The 20488-nt window shown below is 71.0% G+C and carries 24 protein-coding genes; 11 read left to right on the plus strand and 13 right to left on the minus strand.

All coding sequences use genetic code 11. The features are described 5' to 3' along the window. The first annotated feature begins 9 nt into the window (after positions 1-9). On the plus strand, positions 10-1257 hold the full coding sequence (locus tag EP757_RS26875) for a glycosyltransferase (RefSeq protein ID WP_127550555.1): 1248 nt from the start codon (positions 10-12) through the stop codon (positions 1255-1257). 149 nt (positions 1258-1406) lie between these two features. On the opposite strand, the gene EP757_RS26880 is transcribed toward EP757_RS26875, so the two are convergent. Continuing rightward, on the minus strand, positions 1407-1898 hold the full coding sequence (locus EP757_RS26880) for an SRPBCC family protein (RefSeq protein WP_127550557.1): 492 nt from the start codon (positions 1896-1898) through the stop codon (positions 1407-1409). Continuing rightward, on the minus strand, positions 1882-2241 hold the full coding sequence (locus EP757_RS26885; protein WP_127550559.1) for a helix-turn-helix transcriptional regulator: 360 nt from the start codon (positions 2239-2241) through the stop codon (positions 1882-1884). Before EP757_RS26885 ends, EP757_RS26880 begins: the two co-directional genes overlap by 17 nt. A 160-nt stretch (positions 2242-2401) precedes the next feature. On the opposite strand from EP757_RS26885, the gene EP757_RS26890 reads away from it, so the two are divergent. Next, positions 2402-2782 (plus strand): STAS domain-containing protein, encoded by a 381-nt coding sequence (locus EP757_RS26890; RefSeq protein WP_127550561.1) that lies wholly within the window; start codon positions 2402-2404, stop codon positions 2780-2782. 130 nt (positions 2783-2912) lie between these two features. Here EP757_RS26890 and EP757_RS26895 read toward each other — a convergent pair whose 3' ends face one another. Next, on the minus strand, positions 2913-3410 hold the full coding sequence (locus EP757_RS26895; RefSeq protein ID WP_197725386.1) for an AAA family ATPase: 498 nt from the start codon (positions 3408-3410) through the stop codon (positions 2913-2915). Between the two features lie 107 nt (positions 3411-3517). Here EP757_RS26895 and EP757_RS26900 point away from each other — a divergent pair, with 107 nt between their 5' ends. The 3 genes from EP757_RS26900 to EP757_RS26910 all read left to right on the plus strand — a co-directional run bounded on the left by EP757_RS26900 (position 3518) and on the right by EP757_RS26910 (position 7057). Further along, positions 3518-4654: a tyrosine-protein phosphatase gene (locus EP757_RS26900; protein ID WP_127550565.1), complete on the plus strand. Its 1137-nt coding sequence runs from the start codon at positions 3518-3520 to the stop codon at positions 4652-4654. An 82-nt stretch (positions 4655-4736) separates the two neighbouring features. Then, complete coding sequence (locus tag EP757_RS26905; protein ID WP_127550567.1) at positions 4737-6158, plus strand: serine/threonine-protein kinase; 1422 nt, start codon at positions 4737-4739, stop codon at positions 6156-6158. Between the two features lie 155 nt (positions 6159-6313). After that, complete coding sequence (locus tag EP757_RS26910; protein WP_127550569.1) at positions 6314-7057, plus strand: nucleotidyltransferase domain-containing protein; 744 nt, start codon at positions 6314-6316, stop codon at positions 7055-7057. On the opposite strand, the gene EP757_RS26915 is transcribed toward EP757_RS26910, so the two are convergent. Then, positions 7054-7941: an LLM class flavin-dependent oxidoreductase gene (locus tag EP757_RS26915; protein WP_127550571.1), complete on the minus strand. Its 888-nt coding sequence runs from the start codon at positions 7939-7941 to the stop codon at positions 7054-7056. The genes EP757_RS26910 and EP757_RS26915 overlap by 4 nt on opposite strands. Positions 7942-7983: 42 nt before the next feature. On the opposite strand from EP757_RS26915, the gene EP757_RS26920 reads away from it, so the two are divergent. After that, positions 7984-8652, plus strand: a complete 669-nt coding sequence (locus EP757_RS26920) for a GAF domain-containing protein (protein ID WP_127550573.1) — start codon at positions 7984-7986, stop codon at positions 8650-8652. A gap of 56 nt (positions 8653-8708) precedes the next feature. Here EP757_RS26920 and EP757_RS44665 read toward each other — a convergent pair whose 3' ends face one another. Then, the gene (locus EP757_RS44665) at positions 8709-9803 is read right to left on the minus strand and encodes a glutamate-cysteine ligase family protein (RefSeq protein ID WP_127550575.1); all 1095 of its coding nucleotides are present in this window, start codon (positions 9801-9803) and stop codon (positions 8709-8711) included. A 193-nt stretch (positions 9804-9996) separates the two neighbouring features. Here EP757_RS44665 and EP757_RS26930 point away from each other — a divergent pair, with 193 nt between their 5' ends. After that, positions 9997-11220: a hypothetical protein gene (locus EP757_RS26930; RefSeq protein WP_160165895.1), complete on the plus strand. Its 1224-nt coding sequence runs from the start codon at positions 9997-9999 to the stop codon at positions 11218-11220. Here EP757_RS26930 and EP757_RS26935 read toward each other — a convergent pair. Beyond that, positions 11200-12048, minus strand: a complete 849-nt coding sequence (locus EP757_RS26935) for a PHP domain-containing protein (protein ID WP_127550579.1) — start codon at positions 12046-12048, stop codon at positions 11200-11202. The genes EP757_RS26930 and EP757_RS26935 overlap by 21 nt on opposite strands. A 192-nt stretch (positions 12049-12240) precedes the next feature. Here EP757_RS26935 and EP757_RS26940 point away from each other — a divergent pair, with 192 nt between their 5' ends. Then, positions 12241-12903, plus strand: a complete 663-nt coding sequence (locus tag EP757_RS26940) for a hypothetical protein (protein WP_197725387.1) — start codon at positions 12241-12243, stop codon at positions 12901-12903. Positions 12904-12966: 63 nt separating this feature from the next. On the opposite strand, the gene EP757_RS26945 is transcribed toward EP757_RS26940, so the two are convergent. From EP757_RS26945 to EP757_RS26970, 6 genes are all read right to left on the minus strand, one after another. Continuing rightward, entirely contained in the window at positions 12967-14565 is a 1599-nt protein-coding gene (locus tag EP757_RS26945) for a methyl-accepting chemotaxis protein (protein WP_160165896.1), read from the minus strand. Positions 14566-14606: 41 nt separating this feature from the next. After that, positions 14607-15377: a sulfite exporter TauE/SafE family protein gene (locus EP757_RS26950; RefSeq protein ID WP_127550583.1), complete on the minus strand. Its 771-nt coding sequence runs from the start codon at positions 15375-15377 to the stop codon at positions 14607-14609. A 10-nt stretch (positions 15378-15387) separates the two neighbouring features. Beyond that, on the minus strand, positions 15388-16146 hold the full coding sequence (locus tag EP757_RS26955) for a group II truncated hemoglobin (protein WP_127550585.1): 759 nt from the start codon (positions 16144-16146) through the stop codon (positions 15388-15390). Positions 16147-16168: 22 nt separating this feature from the next. Continuing rightward, positions 16169-16648, minus strand: a complete 480-nt coding sequence (locus EP757_RS26960; RefSeq protein ID WP_127550587.1) for an SHOCT domain-containing protein — start codon at positions 16646-16648, stop codon at positions 16169-16171. Between the two features lie 61 nt (positions 16649-16709). After that, entirely contained in the window at positions 16710-17693 is a 984-nt protein-coding gene (locus EP757_RS26965) for a hypothetical protein (protein WP_127550589.1), read from the minus strand. Next, entirely contained in the window at positions 17690-18160 is a 471-nt protein-coding gene (locus tag EP757_RS26970; protein WP_127550591.1) for a SigE family RNA polymerase sigma factor, read from the minus strand. The genes EP757_RS26965 and EP757_RS26970 overlap by 4 nt, the downstream gene beginning before the upstream one ends. A 90-nt stretch (positions 18161-18250) precedes the next feature. Here EP757_RS26970 and EP757_RS26975 point away from each other — a divergent pair, with 90 nt between their 5' ends. Next, on the plus strand, positions 18251-18619 hold the full coding sequence (locus EP757_RS26975; protein ID WP_127550593.1) for a nuclear transport factor 2 family protein: 369 nt from the start codon (positions 18251-18253) through the stop codon (positions 18617-18619). A gap of 5 nt (positions 18620-18624) precedes the next feature. Here EP757_RS26975 and EP757_RS26980 read toward each other — a convergent pair whose 3' ends face one another. Next, on the minus strand, positions 18625-19050 hold the full coding sequence (locus tag EP757_RS26980; RefSeq protein ID WP_127550595.1) for a VOC family protein: 426 nt from the start codon (positions 19048-19050) through the stop codon (positions 18625-18627). A 94-nt stretch (positions 19051-19144) separates the two neighbouring features. Between EP757_RS26980 and EP757_RS26985 the strand changes: the two genes are divergently transcribed. Both EP757_RS26985 and EP757_RS26990 read left to right on the plus strand, forming a co-directional pair. Beyond that, positions 19145-19642: a gamma-glutamylcyclotransferase gene (locus EP757_RS26985; RefSeq protein ID WP_127550597.1), complete on the plus strand. Its 498-nt coding sequence runs from the start codon at positions 19145-19147 to the stop codon at positions 19640-19642. 13 nt (positions 19643-19655) lie between these two features. Beyond that, positions 19656-20480, plus strand: a complete 825-nt coding sequence (locus EP757_RS26990; RefSeq protein WP_127550599.1) for a transporter substrate-binding domain-containing protein — start codon at positions 19656-19658, stop codon at positions 20478-20480. Positions 20481-20488: the final 8 nt, after the last annotated feature.

Here is a 20488-nt window from a genome sequence, read left to right on the forward strand (position 1 = left end):
GGATTCGTCATGAGTCGACCGACCCGCCGCTTGGTCATCGCGGTCCGCGCCGACCCGGTCATCTGCGGACACTCCGGCGAGGCGCGCAACCTCGCCGAGGTGGCCCTGACCCGTGGTTTCGACGACGTCCGGTTGCTCACCTGGCCGATTCCGACGCTGCAGGCGGCCGGCCTGCCGCTGAAGCCCCTCGATCGGCTCCTTCCGTACAGCCCCGGCATCACCGTGGAACGACCGGAATCGGTCGGCGACTACCGCGTCCCGGACGGCCGGCACATCGCCGGGCTGACCGGCCGCCTGGTCGAGCTGCTCAGCGAGCCCGTGCCGACCGTCTGCCTCTCCATGTACCTGGTCCCGCACACCCAGGTGATCAACGACGCGGTGGCCGCGGCCCGTGCCGCCGGGTTCGACCCGGACGTGCACACGATCGCCAAGGCGGTCGGCTCCGACGTCACGAACGTGATCCGCTCCTGCCTGCGGGAGGGCCGGTTCGGCGCGGCGACGGTGCTGCTCACCCAGTTCCTCGCCAGCGACGAGGTGGTGGCGGTCTCCGAGTACACCCGCGACGAGATCATCGCGTCGGCTCAGGAGGTGGACGCGCACTGCGGCACGACGTTCGCGGCCCAGTGCCGCCAGCGGGTGACGGTGAGCTACCCGCCGATCGACGCGTCCGCTTTCGATCATCTGACCGACGACGCGATCGAGGAGGCTCTCGCCAAGCGGGACCTGAAGCGCGGCAAGTACATCCTCTTCCTGTCCCGCGTCGCCCGGGCCAAGGGCATCTACGACCTGGTGATCGCATTCGGCCAGATGCGCGCTCGCGAGGACGTCACGCTGGTGGTCGCCGGCACCGGTCCGGCCCTGGAGCACGTGCAGGCCATGGCGAAGGAGGACGACCGGATCATCTTCCTCACCGACGTCGACGACGACGAGAAACCGCTGCTCATGGCGGGTTGTGCCGCCTACGCGCTGCCCACCAAGCCGGAGCCGGACTTCGTCGAGACGTTCGGCATCGCCCTCGCCGAGAAGGCGCTCGCGGGCGGCGGCCCGATCATCACGACGCTGACGGGCGGCACCGGCGAGGCGGTGGGCGACGCCGCGATCATCGTGGAGGCGGGCGACATCGGAGCGCTCGCGGACGCCCTGGACCGCGTGATCCTGGAGATGCCGCCGGAGGAGAAGCTGGAGCTCGAGGCACGGGCGCGGGCCCATGCGCTGCAGTTCGACCGGGGCGCCGTCTTCGACGATCTCTTCAAATAGCATTTCTTGTACGAGGTGAACGGCCGCTCCCGCCGGGCGAGCGGCCGTCCCCTTGCGCCCCCGTGATCCGTCCCGCACGAACCGCGCCGCCGCAGTGGCACGCCCGATCCCGTTCCCGCGGCGCGACCCCGTCTCCGGTTCCCGCGGGCTCAGATCCGGCCCTCCCGCGCCATCTGCTCGAGCCGTGCGTACCCCTCGTTCACCCCGGTCTCCATGCCGCTCTGCAGCCACCCGTCGCGGCCCTCGAAGCTGTCACAGAGCGACTGCGCGCGCAGCCGGGTCCGCCCGTCGCCGAGGTCCTCGAACCGCAGGGTCTCCAGCGATACCGCGTCGGGCATGCCCTCCCAGGTGAACGTCTGCACGATCAAGCCGGGCCGTACCTCGTGGAAGCAGCCGTGGAAGGCGTACTCCCGGCCGCTGTCGTCCTTCGCGGTGGAGACCCAGCGCCAGCTCCCGCCGGTCCGCGCGTCCCAGTAGTCGATCTTGTTATCCACCGCGTCCGGCCCGTTCCACTGCATGAAGAGATCCGGGTCGGTGTGCGCCCGGAACAGCTGCTCGGGCGTGGCGTCGAAGTCGCGCGTGATGTGGATGATCGGCAGCTTCGGGTCGGCCTCGATGGCCGCCTCAACGATCTCGCTCATGGTCGTCCCTCTCCCTCTCCTCGGTCTTCATGCTCTCCAGCAGGGCGTCCAGGCGGCGGTAGCGCCGCTCGGCCCGCTCCCGGTACAGCTCGATCCAGGCGCCCATCTCGTCGAAGACCTCCGTCTCCAGGCGCACCACCCGTGGTTGTGGTCCCGGCGGCCGGCTGACGACGCCGGCGTCCTCCAGCACCTTCAGGTGCTTGTAGACCGCCTGCAGCGACATCCGGTACGGCTCGGCCAGCTGGTTCACCGTCGCATCGCCCTCGGCGAGCCGGGCCACCATGTCGCGGCGGGTCGGATCGGCGAGCGCGGAGAAGACCAGGGTCAGCATGTCCGCCGGCATCAGTCCCGCCCTCTTTCAACTTCTCGGTTTAAAGGAACCGTAGAGGTGGCCCGGGTCACCTGTCAACCCAAAAGTTGAAAGCCCAGCTCAGTGCCGTTCGGCGTGCAGGCCTTACCTGGTGTTCGGCATCCGTACACATGCCCCGGATACACCCACTCCCATGGAAGAAGCGCGTTGTGTGATCACCCGCGACGGCCGCTCGGCGATCCGCCTGGCGATGGCCGGCGATTTCGGCCGCGCGGCCCACCCGGAGCTCCGCCGCTCCCTGCGCCGTGCGTTCGACCGCGCCGGCCGGGGAACCGTGGTGATCGACATGGCTGGAGCCGCCTCGATCGGCAGCGAATGCATCGAAGTCCTGCTGGTCGGCTACACCCGGGCGCTGCGCGGCGGCGTCGGCTACGAGGTGGTGGGCGCCAGTGGCCCGGTCCGCCAGGCCCTGGCCGTCACCGGCCTCTGCGAGCCCCCGGTGGACGACATGTTCGACTCCCTGATGGCGCTGATCGGCAGCGCGCCGGCCGGCGCCCGGCAGAGCGCGCAGTAGACGCGTTCTCCGAAGACCGGGGAACTCCCGGCGCCGAGGATCGCTCCAGGGCCGCCGCTCCCGCAGCGGCGGCCCTTTCTCCGCCTTCCCCGCGGGACGGTGGCCCGATGCGCGACGACGTGCTGACCCTCTACGCGGCAGCCAGCACCTGACCGGCCAGTGCCGCGACGTCGACCGCCCCGCCGGTGTCCACCTCGATGAGCGGCCCCACCCCGAGTGCCGCCACCTCCGCGCCCCACAGCTCGTCCTCCCCGCGCAGCCGATCGAGGTGCCGCGCGTCCCGGACCCGGCGCCGATACCGCTCCCGGGCCACCTCCACCGGAACCCGGCACCGGATCTCCACGCACCGCCCCGGCAGTTCGCGGGCGAGCGGCAGCGTGTACGGGAACCAGGTGCTGTCCACGACCGCCCCCGGGCACCCCCGCGCCACCCGCAGCACCGCGTGTACCGCCGCCACGCCGAGTTCCCGTGACCGCTCCACGCTCGCCGGCGCGCCGAGTGCGTCCATCAGCGCTTCCTTGACGTCGTCCTTGGCGAGGTAGGCGATCCCCAGCGCCGTGGCGAGCGCCCGGCCCAGCGTGGTCTTGCCCGAGGCGGGCCATCCGCCTACCAGTACGAAGACGTTCACGGTCCTCCCGTCCCACGAAGTAAACATCGTTTACTTTCCGTCGCCCGGTCACGTGATGCTGGCCCGTACGTCGCCTGCTGTTCGATCAGGCCCCGTACCAAGTACCCGTGAAGTTGATCAACAAGCGCCTCGCCGCCACCTGTGCCGCCTGCGCCATCGCCCTCAGCAGCGGCCTCGCCGCAGGCACCCCCGCCCTCGCCGGCGGCCACAGCGGCAACCACGGCGGCCACGGCGTTCACCAGCCGGCCACCCGGCACCAGATCCCGTTCACCGCGGCCACGGTGACCCAGAACGCCGACGGCACGTTCACGATCGCGTGGGCCGCCACCGGCGCCCGCTCGGTGAGCGTCTACGCCGGCACCGACCAGAACCGCATCGCCCACCGGCGCGCCGTGGCGAAGGGCGCCGCGAAGGCCACCGTGACCGTCTCCGGTCTCGGCGCCGCCGACCGCTGGTGGTTCGAGCTCGTGCCGGACCGCGGCGAGTCGCTCACCCTCGCCGACCGCTCGCTGCACCTGGCCTCGGCCCCGAACTTCCGCGACGCCGGCGGTTACCGCACCGCGGACGGCCGGTGGGTGCGGATGGGCGTGCTCTACCGCGCCAACGATCTCGGCAAGCTCACCACCGCCGACCAGGCGAAGCTGAAGCGTCTCGGCATCCGCACCGACATCGACTTCCGCACCGACTCCGAGGTGGCCGCGTCGCCCGACAAGCTGCCGGCCGGCGTCGCCTACATCCACGCCAACGTCATCGGCACCTCCGACGTCGGCACCGGCGGCATCGACCTCACCACCGAGGCCGGCGGCGTCGCGATGATGGAGGCCGGCGAGAAGGCGTTCGTCTCCGCCGAGCCGGGCCGGGCCGCGTACCGCACGTTCTTCACCACGGCCGCCGACCCGAAGGCCGCGAACGTCGTCTACCACTGCACCGCCGGCAAGGACCGCACCGGCTGGGCCAGCGCCGCCCTGCTGACCGCGCTCGGCGTCCCGGAGCAGACGGTCTTCCAGGACTACCTGCTCAGCAACACGTACCTGGCCGCCTCCAACGCCGCCACCCTGGCCGCCGTCCCCGAGGCGATCCGTCCCGGGTACAAGGCCGTGCTGGACGTCCGCGAGTCGTACCTGCGCTCCGGATTCGACGAGGTGACCGCGAAGTACGGGACCTTCGACGCGTACCTCCGCCAGGGTCTCGGTCTGAGCGCGAAGGACCTCCGCTCGCTGCGGGCGCAGCTCCTGGTGGGCTGATCGCTGAAGGAGCCTCTTCTCACTCGATGGAGGAGGCTCCCGCCGCGCGGCTCGCCGTGGACCGGGCCCTAAGCTGTCCGCCGTGGATCTGCGCCCTGGTGCCCGGCTCGGCGACCGCTACAACCTCCGGCAGCGCCTCGGCGCGGGCGGCATGGGTGAGGTGTGGCTGGCCGTCGACGACGTCCTCCGCCGTACCGTCGCCGTGAAGGCCATGCTCCCCGAAGTGGCCCGGGACCCGGACTTCGCGCGGCGCTTCGCGTCCGAGGCCACGGCGATGGCCCGGCTGAACCATCCGGCGGTGGCGTCCATCCACGACTACGGAACCAGTCACGGCGTCGCGTACCTGGTGATGGAGTTCGTCGACGGCGAGTCCCTGTCCCAGCGGCTCGCCCGCGAAGGCCGGCTGACCCCGGAAGCCACGATGCGCCTGGTGGCGGACACCGCGACCGGCCTGCAAGCGGTGCACGATCAGGGACTCGTGCACCGCGACATCAAACCGGCGAACCTGCTGCTCCGCCGGGACGGCACCGTGGTGATCACCGACTTCGGCATCGCCCGGCACGAGGACGCGAGCCTGCTCACCGCCTCCGGCGCGATCCTGGGCACCCCCAGCTATCTCTCTCCGGAGCAGGTCAGGGGAGAGCCGGCCGGCCCGGCGAGCGACATCTACGCCCTGGGCCTGGTCGCCTACGAGTGCCTGGCCGGCGAACGCCCCTTCACCGGCGACAACCCCTACGCCGTAGCCCTGCAGCGCCTCCAGTCCTCCCCGCGCACCATCAAGGTCACCCTCCCCGCTCCCGTCCGTGACGTCGTGGCCCGAGCCCTGGCCACCGACCCCCGCGATCGCTGGCCATCAGCGGCAGCCCTGTCAGCAGCAGCGATCCAGGCGTCCCCGGCCCTGTCCCCTTCCTCGGCCCCGGCACCGGCACCGGAAGCCGCGCCATCTGCCAAGCGCCACCGAGCCCTCCTGGCCGTAGCCGCCGCGATAGTCCTGCTGGCCGGAGCCGCCATCACCTGGAACCTGGCAGTCGAGAACACCCGAACCGGCACGACCGGCGGCACCACCGCGAGCAAGGCCACGACGGGCGGCGGCGCCCCCAAAACCGCCCCCGCAGGCTTCAGCCTCTGCGACGACGCCTTCTGCCCCACCGAACCGATGTGCTGGAGCGGCCCGGTCATCGTCAGCGGGAAGGCCGCACCACCTCGACGCCTGGACTGCGCGGAGCCCCACTACTGGCAGACCTTCCAAGCAGTGCCCGGTCCCGCGTACGAGATCATCGTCGACGAGGACGACCCGATCGAAAGCCCCGACATGGCCGCCGCCTGCACCACCGCCGACCTGGCCGAGCGCAGCAAGGACCCGGCGTCGACGAAGGGCTGGAAGCGCTCCGCGTGGCCGATCCCCGCCGGCAAGACCCCGCTCATGCACTGCCTGGTCGGCTCACCGGACGGCGAGACCACCGGCGACCTGATCCGTCCCTGGAAATCCTCCTCCCGCAGGTAGGTGAGCACCGCGAGCACCCGCCGCAGCGCCGAGACGAGATCGCTGACGTCCACGATCCGGTCGGCGCCGGAATCGCCGCCGTGGTCCTGATCGTCAGCACGCGCGGCCGCCTCGGAACGCGGGCCGGGAAGGTGGTCGCCGCATAGACTGCCGTCATGACCGCCCGGCCGGAAGCCGTCGATGTGTTCGCCGGCGAGCTCGCCGCCCTGAGCTGGGTGACCGACCTGCTGGTGGCGGGTTCGCTGGCGACCGGTGACTACCGGCCCGGTGTCAGCGACCTCGACCTCGTGGCGATCACCGCGGGTCCGGTCACCGCCGGGCGCGAGGCCGCGCTGGTCGCCCTGCACACCCGTCTCGACCAGGGGAAGGCCGAGGGCCTGAAGCTCGGCTGCGTCTACGTGGACGGGTCCCGGCTCGCCGACGAGGCCGCTGAGCACCCCACCTGGACCCATGGCCGGCTGGTGCGGCGCATCCTCTCCGGCGTCACCCGCGCCGAGCTGGCGCGCCACGGTTTCGCCCTCCTGGGGCGCGAGCCGGGCGCCTTGCTTCCGGCTTATACCCCCGATGCGGTACGGGCGGCCGCCCACGCCGAATTGACCGGTTACTGGTCCTGGGCTGCCCGCCGCCCGTGGATCTGGCTCGACCCGGAGATCGCCGATCTCGGCCTCACCTCGATGGCCCGTGGCCGCCACGCGCTCACCACCGGCGACCTCCTCACGAAGAGCCGTGCGATCGAGGAGTCCGCCGCCCCCGGCTGGCTGAGGTCCCAGCTGCGCGCCCGCCGATCAGGAACGGACACACCCTCCCCGCGCTGGCGAACGGCCTGGATCGCGTGGACGGACTGCCGCCGTACCGTCGCCCTCGCCTCCGCCCTTGACCGGAAATCCCCGCGGATCTAGGAGTCGGCGTGTACCAGGGCGCGCAGGGTGTCCATCGCCCGGAACTTGGCGGCACCGGTTCCGAGCAGGCCGTCCGGGATGATCAGCTCGTCCACGCCGGCCTCCTGGTAGGCGGCCAGATCTTTCTGCAACTGTTTGCGGGAGCCTCCGATCACCGGCATCGAGAGGTCCGGCGGGATGTCGCCGTCGACCACGGTCAGGGCCTGGGCGGTGCGGACGATGTCGGCGGGGTTGCGGCCCGCGTCGGCGCAGTGCTGATCCAGAACGGACGACTTGTGCTTGATCAGATCCGGCCGGCCCCAGGTGTTCCACATGTCGGCGTGCTCGGCGACGACGCGGAGCATGCGCTGCTCACCCTTCGCACCGATCATGATCGGCAGCGGATCCTGGAGCGGTTTGGGTTCGCAGACGGCGTCCTTCAGCTGGTAGTAGGAACCGTCGACCGTGGTGCGCGGCGTGCGCAGCAGACCCTTGATCACCAGGAGCGCCTCGACGAATCGATCGATGCGCTTGCCGATCGTGGAGAGCTCGATGCCGTACTGCTCGTGCTCGTTGATCTGCCAGCCGGCGCCGACACCGAGCGTGAAGCGACCACGGGTGACGTGATCGACGGTCGCGGCCATGTTGGCGAGGACCGCGGGGTGACGGTACGTGTTGCCGTACACCAGCGTGCCGATCCGTACCCGCGGCACCACCGCGCCTATCGCCGCCACCAGCGAACCGGCCTCCAGCACGGGATGCAGCGGGTCGGCGCCGGTGCCGTCGTTCGGCATGAAGTGATCGGCGATCCAGACGCCGTGCCAGCCGGTCTCGGACGCGTGGCGAGCCGCCTCGAGCACGTCACCGTAGGGTTGGCCGGCTCCGGGCCAGATCGAGATACGCATGACGATCACCCTGCCACGGTCCGATTGTGATACCACAGAGGGGTGGGTGGGCGATCCGCCGTCGACATCGCGCAGGAACTGCTGGAGGCCGCGTGGCAGACGTGCGCGACAGCGACCGCGATCTCGTCACGATCCCGCGAACTCGTCACGGAGAGCCGCGACGCCCGGGCTCGCCGATGGGGTTCCGCCCTTCAGAACGATCTTCACGTGCGCTGGTCGGAGACGCTGTCCCGGATCGACCGGCTGACTGACTCGCTGCGCGACGCGCAGGCCGCGATCGCGTCCGCGCTTCTGGAGGCCGCGCTCACGCTGAGTCACGCCACGAAGGGCAACGTACAGCTCGTCGACCCGGTCTCGGGAGGGCTGCGGATCGTCGCGCAGTTCGGTTTCGAGCCGGAGTTCCTGGAGCATTTCGCGCTCGTCCGCGGCGACGATTCCGCGTGCGGCGTCGCTTTCGCGACGGGTCGCACCGTTCAGGTGCGCGATGTGGCGTGCAGCGCGATCTTCGAGGGGCGACCCGAGCAGGAGATCGTCTTGCGAGCGGGGGTACGGGCGGTGCGCTCGATCCCCCTCCTCGACGCCGAGGCCCGGCTGATCGGAGTGTTGTCGGTGCACTACCCCGCACCCGGCGACCCGGGTCCCGCCGAACAACGCCTCCTCGAGACCCTGGCCGCGGCCGGCGCCCACCGGCTCCGCCCGAACCGGCTGTGACCCGTCGCTGCCCGGCGGGTGACTCGGCAGCAACGGGTCACAGCTCGATGAGCGCCCTACGGCCGGGCGGTCACCTGGTCGAGGACGTCGTCGGCGGGGCAGCGGCCGCGGTGCACGTACCGTTCGGTGAACTCCGCCACCGCGTCCCGCAGTTCGCGGCCCGCGCCCTGCCGCGCCAGAGCCGCGTAAGCCGCCACGAAACACTCCCGGGCCGCCGCGGCCAGCACCGGATCGGTCAGCGCCGACCGCGCCGCCCGTTCCCACAACCGCGGCTCGTCGACCAGGTGCGAGGTGGCCGCCCACGCCTCGTCCGACGCCCGCGGATCATCGAGCAGCATCGCGGCGACGGTGGCCGGGAGGCGCCAGGCGTTCCCCGGCTGACGGTCGGCGGCGTCAAGTTCCAGATGACCGCGCGCTGCCACCGGCGGGCGGAGCGACGCGATGTGCCGCTGCAGATCAGTCTCGGTCAGGCGAGCGCCGGACTGGAGAGCCTCACGCAGGCTGCGGCCGGTCGCGGTGCGGGCCTGGAGCACGTACGCGGCCCAGCTCTCCCGCGCCGGACCCGGCATCGGCGCGACCGGAAGGTCCCGTCGCAGCGCCTGCCGCACACTCCGCCACCCGGTAGGCCGCCCGTGCCGCAGCGGCGCGTTGGCGAAAGCCGCCGCGAGCACCGGAGCAAGCGTGTGCGCGAGAGCCCACCGCCGCTCCAGCCCCAACGCTCCACGATCGCCGGCTTCCCCCGCCCGCGGCGCCGTCATTCCGCGATCGCCTTCGACGCCCGCCTCCAGCCCGATCCGGACGCCGGCCGTCGCGGTGCGCAGCGCATGCTCCGGACCATCCGGGTGGACGGTGTCGGTGGCCTGGTCAAGAACGGTCAGCCGGTGCTGCTCCACGAGACGCGTGGAAGCGGCCAGATCGTCGGCCATGCGGCGCAGGGCCACTTCGAGGCCGGGGGAGGGCGGACCGCTCACGACCATCACGCGCGGTGAGCGTGCGTCGAGGAAGCCGTGTCGCAGCGGGCGGCGGCCGGTGGGGGCGCTCGCCGGATCGAGGAGCAGATCCACGGCGATCCCGACGAACCCGGGCAGTCCGGGCGAGAAGGCGCCGTCGGCGATGAGCGCGGCGGCGGCCTGTTCGGTCAGGGCGGTCACGGTGCCTCACTCCCCGGGGTGTTGGAAGACGCGAGCATAGCACTCCTATCAAACTGATAGGAATAGCTGCCCACCTGCGAGAACAGAAGGCGGACAAGGCGTGCAAATGCGCGATTGTACGGATTGCGCCTTGCATACTGGTTCGCGGCTCAGAGGCCGTACATCGGCGAAACGACGGCACATCGGAGGAAACATGGCGCCGAAGCTGGCCCTCGCCGCGCTCGCGGCCCTGATCCTCGCCACACCGCAGCCCGCGAAGGCGGAAGAGGTCGGCGCGAACTGGTCCGTGAGTGGCCTGGAACCCCTCGGCCAGCCGATCGGAGCCGACGCCACCGTCATCGGATACGTACGCCGTGACCAGCGAACCTACCTCCAGGCCCGTAACCCGGCGAGTGGCGGTCTTCTCTGGGAGGCGGAGGCCGAGGCGCACCGGGAGGCGCCGGTCCGCGCAGGCCGGTGGATCGTCTACCGCGAGCCGGCGGAGGGTTTCGGCCCCGGCTATGCGAGCCTGGTCGTCGCCGACCCGCGAACCGGACGGCAGATCCAGCGCAGCCCCTCCATGATCTTTTCTGGTACGCCGGAAAGCTGCTTCGAGAACCGCGCCGTCTGCGTGACGGCCGCGCCCGAGCCGGAAGAGGCGGCCCACGGCTACCGACTGGATCTGATCAGCGGCGCCTTCGTCCCGTCCGCCGACGGCATCCCCGGCGAGGGCCTGATCAGAATCGGAACCGACATAACCCTCATCCGCGACGGCAAGGTCCTCTGGCGGCGCCCCGACCCAGGCGCGATCAGCCGCCCCGAGCCGGGCGCGCCCCGCGATCTCGAGCCGAGCGCGCCCAGCCGTCCCGCGCCGAGCGCGCCCATCGGTCCCGCGCCGAGCGCGCCCCGCGGTCCTGAGCCAAGCGCGCCCACCCGTCCCGAGCCGGCTGGCGTCAGCCGTGCCGACGCCGGGACGACCGGCTGGACGGAGTTCGGCGGCGTCTGGTCCGGCGCGACCCGTACCGGCAGCGCGGGCCTCTCCGCGGCAGACGGCCGCCTGCTCTGGACGGCTCCCGGCGTGCTGACCGACTGCGGCCTCCCGCCGGGCACGCCCGAGATCCGCTGCCGCGCCGGTCGCATCGAACGCTTCGACCCGCTGACCGGGAAAGCCCACTGGTCGGCGCCGCTGCGAGGCCCGGTCGGCGTGACGGCCGGCGCGATCGTGGTCCGCGGTGTGGCGATCTCGCGGAATACGGGGGAGCGCGCGCCGGCGACCACGGCGTACTGGTGCCTGGCCAGGGGTCTGGCGACGGTCTGCGGCGACGAGGGGACGCCGCCGATCACGGCCTGGACCGCGGTGGGCGCCGTGGCGGCGGGCTATGCGGTGGTCGCCACGCCCGCCGGATATCTCGGGAGGTCAGTCGACCCGGCCCCATAGTTCGTACGCCCGGCGCCCCGCCCGGAAACCGCAGGCCGAAGCCATGTCCGCGGCCTCACGCAGACCGTTCGCGACCGCTTCCGGATAGTGCGCGTCACTCCCGAAGCTCACCGCGTCCCCGCCCTCCTCGTGCCACCACGTGAGGATCAGCCGGTCGAAGCCGAGCCGCGTGTTGATCTCCAGTGCCCGCCCGGACTCGGCGGTGGCGCGCAGGGCGTGCCGGAACTCCTCCTCGAAGTGGCGCGCGTCGAACCGCTGGGGACCGGGCCAGTGCCGGATCGGGTAGTCGATGTGTGTCAGGACCTCGAAGACGTCGCTGCCCTTGACCAGGTTCGGGATCTCCAGCAGGTAGTCCCGGACCACCGCGTCGGCCGGCCGATCCGGGTAGATGCCGAACGGCTCGGCGAACCCGCCGTTGTGCGGCAGGCAGTGCAGCGAGCCGATCACCCGCTCGAACGGGCCCTGCCGCAGCACCCCGGCGACGGCGTCGGCGTGCCAGTGCGGCTCGCCGACCTCCAGCCCGGTCATGATCTTCAGGGTCGGGAAGAGCTCCCGGCAGCGCTCGATCGCGGCGAAGTACCCCTCGGCGTCGAACGCCGGCGGCGTGACCAGCCCGTCCGCGTCGGCGGCCTCGGTCAGGGCGGCGCTGGCGTACGGGCCCTCGGTGGGCGCCGGCCAGGCCGTGTGGTCGAGGTGCTCGGTGAACGCGACGACCGGCAGTCCCACCTGAACGGCACGGGCGCAGGTGCGTTCCATGTCGCCGCGCGGCGCGTCCCAGGAGAACTCGCTGTGCACGTGGCTGTCAGCGGGGAGAGCGGTGGATGTCATTGCCGTTTCCTCGTTCCGATGGCGCCTGGACACGTGACCGTATCCGAGCGGGCGGCCGAAGGCTGTCACGCGCCGCACACCGACGAAACTAGGTTCCTAGGACGCCTTAGGGGTTGAGGTGGGGACTACTAGGGGGACAGGCAGGGATTGCACCGGTGCAAAGTAAGCGTCCGGCGGCAATACGGTCAGCTCATGTCATCGAAAAACGTCATCGTCCGCCGGACCGCGATCACCGCGCCGGCCCTCATGTTCGGTTACGGGGTGCTGCGGTTCATCGACGGCCTGGACGGTGACCGGGGCAACGGTCTCGCCTGGGACGCCGGGCACGTGGCGTTCTTCGTGGCGATGGTGCTGTTCGGCGTTCTCGCCGTCGCGATGCGGCCGTTGACGCCGACCTGGGCGAGGCGGACGGGCGCGGTCGCCGTGGCAGCGGCCCTCTTCGGCATCGGCTGCTTCCTCTGGGTCATCGCCGGTGATCTGTCGGACCGGTTCCGTGAGGCGGCGCCGCTGCCGGACGTGCTGGAGTCGGGCGGTTCGGCGCTGTTCCCCCTCGGGATGCTGGTGCTGCTCGGCCTGCTGGTGGCGGCCCGCCGGCTGCCGGTCTGGAGCCCGCTGCTGTTCGGCGCCGGCATCGCCGCGATCACCATCGACCTCGACATGCTGCCGTTCGCCTCGCTGATCATCCTGGCGGCGCTGGCTCCACTGGCGAGGCCCGGCGACGAGGACGGCCGGGCGAACCGGGGCGGCCACCACCGGAGGGAGGCGACGACCGCCGACCGGGGTGAGGTGAGGATCCACGAGGTGAACAGGGAAGCGGCCCGGGCCCGCTTCAAGCCGCAACTGTCCGGCCACTAGCCCGGCCTGCCCGCGGCCACGGGGGCACGCGGTCAGGAGAGGAAGGGGAGTCCGTGAAGGTGGTCAGTACCGGAAAGTCCGCACCACACCCTGCAGATCGTCCGACAACCGGGTCAGCTCGGCCGCCGCCTCGTGCGTGGCGTAAGCGCCCTTCCGGTTCTCCTCGGCCACGTCCACGACCTGCGTGATCCCGGAGCCGATCTGGTTGGCGCCGTCCGCGGCGGCGGTCAGGTCGGCGGCCATTCCGCTGGTGACGGCGCTCTGCTCCTCCACTGCCGACGCGATGGTCGTCTGGAACTCGTTGATCCGCCCGATGATCTCGCCGATCTGCGAGATCGACTCGACTGCGGTGCCGGTGTCCGCCTGGATGGCCGCGACCCGCTTGCTGATGTCCTCGGTGGCCTTCGTCGTCTCCTGGGCGAGGTCCTTCACCTCACCGGCGACGACGGCGAAGCCCTTGCCGCTCTCACCGGCGCGGGCCGCTTCGATCGTCGCGTTGAGGGCGAGCAGGTTGGTCTGCTCGGCGATCGCGGTGATCACCTTGACCACGTTGCCGATCTCCGCGGAGGAGCGGCCGAGCCGGGCCATCAGATCCTCGGCGGTGCTGGACGCGATGACGGCCTCCTGGGCGACGCTGGCGGCCTCGGCGGCCGAGACAGCGATCTCCCGGATGGAGGCGCCCATCTCCTCGGCGCCGGTCGCGACGGCGCCGACCCGGGAGTTGACCTCGGTGACCGCGCCGCCGATCGAGCTGACCTCACCGGAGGTGCGGTCGGCGCCGCCGGCCAGCGTGCGGGACGCGTCCTGGAGCTCACCGGCCCGTCCCGCGAGGGCGTTGCCGCTGGCGGCGAGGGTGCCGACGGCCGTGCGCATCTGTTCGGTGGCCTGATTGAGCGCCGATCCCATGTCGCCGAACTCGTTGCGGTTCTCGATCTGGGTCCGCCGGGTCAGATCGCCGTCTGCGACCGCGTGCAGCACGTCGCGGAACTGCCGCAGCGGCCTGATCACGCTGTTGGCGATGAGGACGGCGAGGGCCGTCGCGACGAGCAGGCCGATCACCAGGACGGCGATGACCATCATGCGGGCGCTGGCGTACTCGTCGTCGGCGGTGGCGAGAGCGTCGGTGGCGGCTGAGTCGCTGGCGGCGTCGAGGGCGTCCAGGCTGGCCAGCGCCTCGGTGATCTTCGCGGGGATCTCGTTGGTGCGGATCTCGTCGAAGCCGGTCAGGTCGCCGGCGGCCTGCAGCTCGCCGGCCTTCTCCCGCAGCTCGCCGTACTCGGTCCAGGCCGTGCTGAACCCGTCGATGGCGGCCCGCTGCTCGTCGTCGAGGTCCCGCCCGCCGTAGGACGCGATCGCCGCGTCCAGGGCGTCCGATGCGGCGGTGGCCCGGTCCTGAGCCGCGGTCTTGAGAGCGGCCGTGGTGGCGGTCGTGGCGGTCAGGATCTCGAACCGGTAGTTCCAGACCTTCTCCCGGATGACGGCGACGTCGCGCGACGGCACCAGCGCGTCGGTGTAGATCTCGCGGCCGCTGTCGGCGACCTGCGACATCCGGACGAGGCTGATGGTGCCGACCGCGACGGCGACGATGCCGGTGAGGGCGACGAGCAGGGCGAGATTGGTACGGACGCTGAGGTTGCCGACCAGACCAGGACGTTGAGCCACGACTCTCCTATCGTCTGGCCCGCGGGGGAACTGAGCCGCGCTCAGACGACCGCCTGTACGACATAGAGGCAGCCCAGCCCGCAGGCGAGCACGCCGAGAAGCAGCCGCAGCGCCCGCTCGGGCAGGTAGGGCTGCAGGCGAGCGCCGGCATACCCGCCGGCCAGGCCGCCGAGTCCGCAGCACACGCCGAGCAGCCACAGCGGCGCGATGTCGCCGTCGGAGAAGTACGCGAGCACCCCGAACGTGCCCGCCCCGACGATCGAGGTGACGAACGTGGAGGCCAGGGCGGCCGGCGCGATCACTGTCATCGGGGTGCCGCGGCCGGCGAGGATCGGGCCGAGCAGCGAGCCGCCGCCGATGCCGTAGACACCGCCGACGGTGCCGACCACGACGCTGAGCCCGAGGACGGTCCGGCGGGCGAGCGGGGGACGGTCGGCGGCACCGGGCCGGGCCGCGCGGGCGGCCAGCCAGAGTCCGAGTGGCAGCAGCACCGCGGCCGCGACCAGCCGGAACACCTGCGGTCCGGGGATCGCGAAGACCCGGATGATCGCGCCGAGGACGACGCCGGGCACGGTACCGGCGATGAGGAGCCGGGCGAGCGGGCCGGTCAGCTGCCCGGCGCTGCGGTACCGGACCAGCGCGCCCGGCCCGGACACCACGTTGAACAGCAGGTTCGTCGGCGTGACGGCGGGATTGGGCACGCCCAGGACGCTGAGCTGCACGGGCAGCAGGAACACCGCCCCGGACACCCCGACCGGCGACGTCACCATCGCGATCAGGAGCCCGGCGGCGAAGCCCGTCACCAAATCCATGATCGAGAAACTAGCCGGTGTACGGCGGCGCCACTCCCCAGCCCCATCGCGGCACCGGCGCCTCACCCGGCGGCGTGGCCCCGGGCTGCGAGTTCGCCAGCGCCAGCCGCGTCCCCCACTCGATGTAGCCCAGGAACGCCGCCCGGAACTCCGGGTCGTCCGGGAGCCCGACCTCGTCGGCGGCGTCGATCAGCAGGTTCACCCACTGCCGCCGCTGCCGCTCGGTGATCGCCTTGCCGAGGTGGTGCCCGAGCATGTGCGCGTAGCCGCCGCGCTCATCGGAGTACTGCGCGGGCCCGCCGAAGACCTCGGCCAGCCACATCGCGACATGCCGCGGATGACCGGAATCCATCTGCGCGAAGAGCGGCCCGACCACCTCGTCGGCGACCACCTTCTCGTAGAACCGCTCGGTCAGCCGCTCGAACGCCTCCGCGCCGCCGGCCCACGCGTACAGCGTCGGCACCGACCGGCCGAGCCCCCGGACGGATGTCGGCTCGTAGTGGCGCATCTCCTCGATGGCCGGAATGTATCCCCTGATCTCGGTGAGGAATCCGGGGAACAGATCGCCGCCGCGGAACCCCTGGAGATGGTCGTCCGCCGATGTCCAGGTGATCCTCAGGATGTAGGCGGACGGATCCTCGGCGCACCGGCTCAGCTCGTAGTCGACACACTGCGGCGCCCGCGCCAGATAGCCGGCGGCGCGGGCGTAGGCCTGCTCGAACTCCGTGGTGTCCCCGTCGATGCGGTACCTGATGTACTCGACCGTCATCGATCCACCATAGAACGCCGGATCACAGCAGCCCGGCGCGCTTGGCGGCGTACTCCTCGTCGGTCAGCAGACCCGCGGCGTGCAGTTCGTCGAGGTTCTTGAGCAGCGGATTCACGACGGGCCCGGCAGCCAGCCGCGATGCGATCAGCTCCCGCAGCAGGGGCGCCACGGCCTTGTCCGTCGTGAACTCGACAGTGGCGCCGTCCACGTCGATCAGCAGCGCCCCGCGCAGCAGCTGGTTCTTGGAACGGACGCGGGAGATCGACGTCAGCGGGATCACCGAGCGTCCGGCGCCGGTCCGGAACCCCATCTGACCGGTACTGACCAGCTCCAGCCGATCCGGGAACACCAGCAGATAGACGCTGGCGCCCCCGTTGGCCATGTGGCCCACACCGAGGGCGCCGCGCACGTCGATGCCCGCCTTCACCGCCTTGGCCCGCGCCCGGTCAGCCCGGGCCCGGACCTCGTCGGCACCGGCCACGCCACCCGAGAACAATCCCATGACCGAAAACCATAACCACCCTTCCCGGTACGGGGGGAAGCCCCACCCGCACCGCGAACCGTCAGGTCAGCGGCTGCCAGGTGCCCGGATCCTCGCAGCTGGTGACCGTCATGTCGCGGATCAGGCGCTCGAGGCCGGCCCGGGGCACGACCGCTCGATCGGTCACCGTGACGTAGATCAGGCAGTCCCCGGCGACCACCCCCGAGTTGCTGCCGTCGGTCCCCTCGAAGACCCCGTTCGGCTGGTCCGCGTGCCAGATCCGGTAGGCGCCGGTCGCCCACTCCTCCGGCAGGCCCTTCTTGATCGCCGGCCAGTCCGGATTCGGGAGCGAACCGGCCTGCAGGGTCAGCACGTCACCCCATCGGACCGTCGCCCCCGACTCGCTCCAGACCGTCAGCCCGGTGATCGGCAGCCCGCCCGGCACCCAGCCCAGGCGGAACGGTGCTCGCGCCGGCGCCGGCTCCCCGATCCGGACGTCGGCCGCCACCTCGAGGACGTCGGCGCGAGAACCGCCGGTCAGCACGGCCCACGCCCCGGACGGATCCTCCCAGCCGACGGAGGTGGAGGCGGCCAGGTAGTACGCCTCGTGCCCGGCGACCGTCACCGTCTCGCCGCGCAGCATCGGCGCCGGGTCGTAGCGGCCCGGGTCGAAGATCTCCAGCTCGCCGCCGAAGTTCCTGCCGTCCTCGCCGGGCCGTTCCGAGACCACGTCCGCGCGGTTGCGGATCATCGCGGTCTCCCGGCCGTTCTCACTGGTCTGCCGCATGATCTCGAAATCGGACCCGTCGACCAGGGTCGCGGTGAGCTCGGTGACGGCCCGGTAGGGCACCGGGGCGACGACGACCGGGGGAGTGGGCGGACGGTCCGGGACGAACGGGAGCACTCCTGCGACGAGGAGCGCCACTGCCGCCGTACCACCGAGGAGCCGGCGGCGGCGTCGCAGGCGCAACCCCCGTGATCGAGCCCCGGCGACCATCCCCGGGTCGAGCAGCGCGTCACCGGCGTGGGCATCAAGCGTCTCGCGCAGATCGGAAACGGTCGTCATGCCAGAACCTCCACGTCGGTGAGCTCGATACGCAAGGCCGCGAGGGCCCGGCTGGCGTAGCCGCGGACGGTGCCGGGCCGGCAGCCGAGCACGTCGGCGATCTCCGGGTCGGTGAGTCCTTCGTAGTAGCGCAGCACGATCACGGCACGCTGCTGCCGGGGCAGTGTGCCGAGCAGCGACCACAGGTCGGTGTCGACGGGTGCGGGCGCCGGCGCCGCCAGCATGTCGTGATCGACAGCGACGGTCGGCAACCGGCGGCGCCGCAGGAATGACAGGTACTCGTTCGTCAGCATGCGCCGGACGTACGAATAAGGATCATCCGCCGCCGCGACCCGCCGCCATTTCAGGAAGGCGCGCGCGAGCACCTCCTGTACAAGATCACGTGCCTGCTCCCGATCACCGCAGAGCAGCACGGCATAGCGCGACAGAGCGGGCAGTCGCGCCGCCGCGAAATCCTCGAACACCATCGGCAAACCCCCTTCGCCCTCTCCGACGCGCGATGTGGCCGATGTGTTGTGCGGCGGGCGGCGGCACGTCGTCGTGTAGACATAGGAGACATGGGAGATCTCGAGGCGGAACTGCTGGTCGCGGAACAGCAGCTGAAGGACGCGCAACGCGGCGGTGACCTGGCGGAACTCGACCGCCTGCTGGACGACCGGCTGATCGCCATCGGACCCGACGGCGGCCGTTACACCAAGCAGGACGATCTGGGCGCCTACCGCTCCGGCAGCTCGGTGATCGAGAGCCTGACCGAGGAGTCGCTGGACCACCTGATCGCCGGTACGACCGGAGTCACGTTCTTCGTCGGCACCGTCTCCGGCACGTTCGGAGGCACGCCGATGACCGCCCGGATGCGCTACACGCGCACCTGGGCGTACACCGAGGACGGCTGGCGGATCCTGGCGGCGCACATCGCCGCTGCTTGAGAGCCCTACCGGCGCACCTCCAGCACCACGCCGGCGTCGTCGCGGGTGTCGAAGTAGCAGAACCCGGTGCCGTCGGCCCGCAGCCCCCGGGCGATCACGCCGAGCCCGAGCTCGGCGCCGGCGTTCTGTGCGGTGAGCAGGTCGGCGACCTCGAAGCCGAGGTGGTAGACGCCCTCACCGCGGGAGTCGAGGAACCGTTTCTGCGGTGAGTCGAGGTCGCCCGGCTGGCAGAGCTGCAACTGGAAGTTGTCCAGGTCGGCGCACTTGTAGCGCATCGCCGCCGAGGCGGCCGGGTTGGGGACGTCGAACTCGATGTACGCCGTGCCCTTGGGGTAGTCGAAGAACGGCCCGACGCCGAGACTCTCGTAGTAGGCGACGGCTCTGCCGAGGTCGGCGACGACCACGCAGACGTGATGCAGACGCTGAAACAAGTTTTACCTCCCGATGACTTTTCCACCCTGGACGTGTCGTACACCGGACGGTATACATCTTGGTGCACGAAGCAAAATACCAAGGAGCACATTCATGTACTACTTCGGCTACTGCACCTACCTGCTCGAGTCCGAGCTGCGGAAATACCTGCCCGAGGCGAAGAAGGTCACGCACGCGACCGCGCCGAACCACCAGGTCCAGTTCCGTGCCGCCGGCGAGCGCACCGACCGCGGCTGGTGCCACCTCGCGGACCGCAGCACCTACGGCAAGGCGGCCCAGGGGATCGTCTTCGAGGTCGACGAGTCCCATCTCGAGGACCACTTCGACGACTTCGACATCGTGTTCCTCACCGTCCGGGGGGACGACGGTCAGGCGTACGACTGCTTCACCTACGTTCTGTCGCAACCCGGCATCCGGATGCGCCCGCCGCGCTTCTACTGGGAGCGGGTGCCGCAGGGCCTCGCCGAACAGCAGTTCCCGGCCGCGTACCAGGCCGAGGTGCAGCGGACCTTCGACGAGGCCGCGGAATGTCCGGACTTCGACCGCCCGATGCCGGCCGGCGCCCCCGGTCGCTCGGCCGACAGCCGCTGAATGGGGGAACGTGATGGCGAGAAAGCTTCCCGCCGTACTGGGGATGATGCTCTTGATCGTCGCGGGTTGCGGAAAGCCCTCGGGCGAGGCCGAGCCGGCGGCGACGACCCTGCGGGTGGGCTCGCAGCAGTCCTACATCCCCGGTGAGTTCCGCGCGGAGGGCTCCGACGAGCTCCAAGGGTTCGGCGTCGACATCATCGACGAGATCGGCAAGCGGCTCGGGCTGACGCCGGAGTGGGTGCAGTCCGACTACTCCGCGCTGATCACCGGTCTGCAGGCCGGGCAGTTCGACATGGGCTCGGGCGGGATGAGCGTCAACCCCGAGCGTCTGCAGCAGGTCGACATGATCGGGTATTTCCAGTCCGGCGCCACGTTCCTGGTGCGCAAGGAGGACGAGGGCGGGTACTCGACCGCCGAGGAGATGTGCGGCAAGAAGCTCGGGATGCTGGAGGGGTCGACGACCTTGGAGAAGGCCGTCGCGGCGCTGTGCCCCGATGATCCGATCCAGATCGAGTTCTACACCTCGACGCCGCTCGGGCTCCAAGGTCTGCTCTCCGAGCGGATCACCGCGTACGCGCCGGATCTCGCCCAGGCGCAGTACATCGTCAAGGAGAACCCCACCCAGTTCGCCACGACCGGATATCACCTGGTCGACTATCTGATCAACTTCACGTTCGCGAAGGGCGGCGACACCGCGCTGCGGGACGACGTCTTCCGCACCCTGGACGAGATGATCAAGGACGGGTCGTACACGAAGATCTTGGAGGGCTGGAACCTGAAGACCGGCGGGCTCACCCGGCCCGCCTACAACGGGGACCTGACCGGCAAGCCGTCCTAGCTGAGAGA

Origin of the sequence: Actinoplanes sp. OR16 (genome assembly GCF_004001265.1) — a bacterium.
Lineage (GTDB): Bacteria > Actinomycetota > Actinomycetes > Mycobacteriales > Micromonosporaceae > Actinoplanes.

Coding starts and splice junctions, on each gene's coding strand:
- EP757_RS26875 (WP_127550555.1), top strand. CDS start 10: ATGAGTCGACCGACCCGCCGCTTGGTCATCGCGGTCCGCGCCGACCCG.
- EP757_RS26880 (WP_127550557.1), bottom strand. CDS start 1,898: ATGAGCGAGATCGTTGAGGCGGCCATCGAGGCCGACCCGAAGCTGCCG.
- EP757_RS26885 (WP_127550559.1), bottom strand. CDS start 2,241: ATGCCGGCGGACATGCTGACCCTGGTCTTCTCCGCGCTCGCCGATCCG.
- EP757_RS26890 (WP_127550561.1), top strand. CDS start 2,402: ATGGAAGAAGCGCGTTGTGTGATCACCCGCGACGGCCGCTCGGCGATC.
- EP757_RS26910 (WP_127550569.1), top strand. CDS start 6,314: ATGACCGCCCGGCCGGAAGCCGTCGATGTGTTCGCCGGCGAGCTCGCC.
- EP757_RS26915 (WP_127550571.1), bottom strand. CDS start 7,941: ATGCGTATCTCGATCTGGCCCGGAGCCGGCCAACCCTACGGTGACGTG.
- EP757_RS26930 (WP_160165895.1), top strand. CDS start 9,997: ATGGCGCCGAAGCTGGCCCTCGCCGCGCTCGCGGCCCTGATCCTCGCC.
- EP757_RS26935 (WP_127550579.1), bottom strand. CDS start 12,048: ATGACATCCACCGCTCTCCCCGCTGACAGCCACGTGCACAGCGAGTTC.
- EP757_RS26940 (WP_197725387.1), top strand. CDS start 12,241: ATGTCATCGAAAAACGTCATCGTCCGCCGGACCGCGATCACCGCGCCG.
- EP757_RS26950 (WP_127550583.1), bottom strand. CDS start 15,377: ATGGATTTGGTGACGGGCTTCGCCGCCGGGCTCCTGATCGCGATGGTG.
- EP757_RS26955 (WP_127550585.1), bottom strand. CDS start 16,146: ATGACGGTCGAGTACATCAGGTACCGCATCGACGGGGACACCACGGAG.
- EP757_RS26960 (WP_127550587.1), bottom strand. CDS start 16,648: ATGGGATTGTTCTCGGGTGGCGTGGCCGGTGCCGACGAGGTCCGGGCC.
- EP757_RS26965 (WP_127550589.1), bottom strand. CDS start 17,693: ATGACGACCGTTTCCGATCTGCGCGAGACGCTTGATGCCCACGCCGGT.
- EP757_RS26970 (WP_127550591.1), bottom strand. CDS start 18,160: ATGGTGTTCGAGGATTTCGCGGCGGCGCGACTGCCCGCTCTGTCGCGC.
- EP757_RS26975 (WP_127550593.1), top strand. CDS start 18,251: ATGGGAGATCTCGAGGCGGAACTGCTGGTCGCGGAACAGCAGCTGAAG.
- EP757_RS26985 (WP_127550597.1), top strand. CDS start 19,145: ATGTACTACTTCGGCTACTGCACCTACCTGCTCGAGTCCGAGCTGCGG.
- EP757_RS26990 (WP_127550599.1), top strand. CDS start 19,656: ATGGCGAGAAAGCTTCCCGCCGTACTGGGGATGATGCTCTTGATCGTC.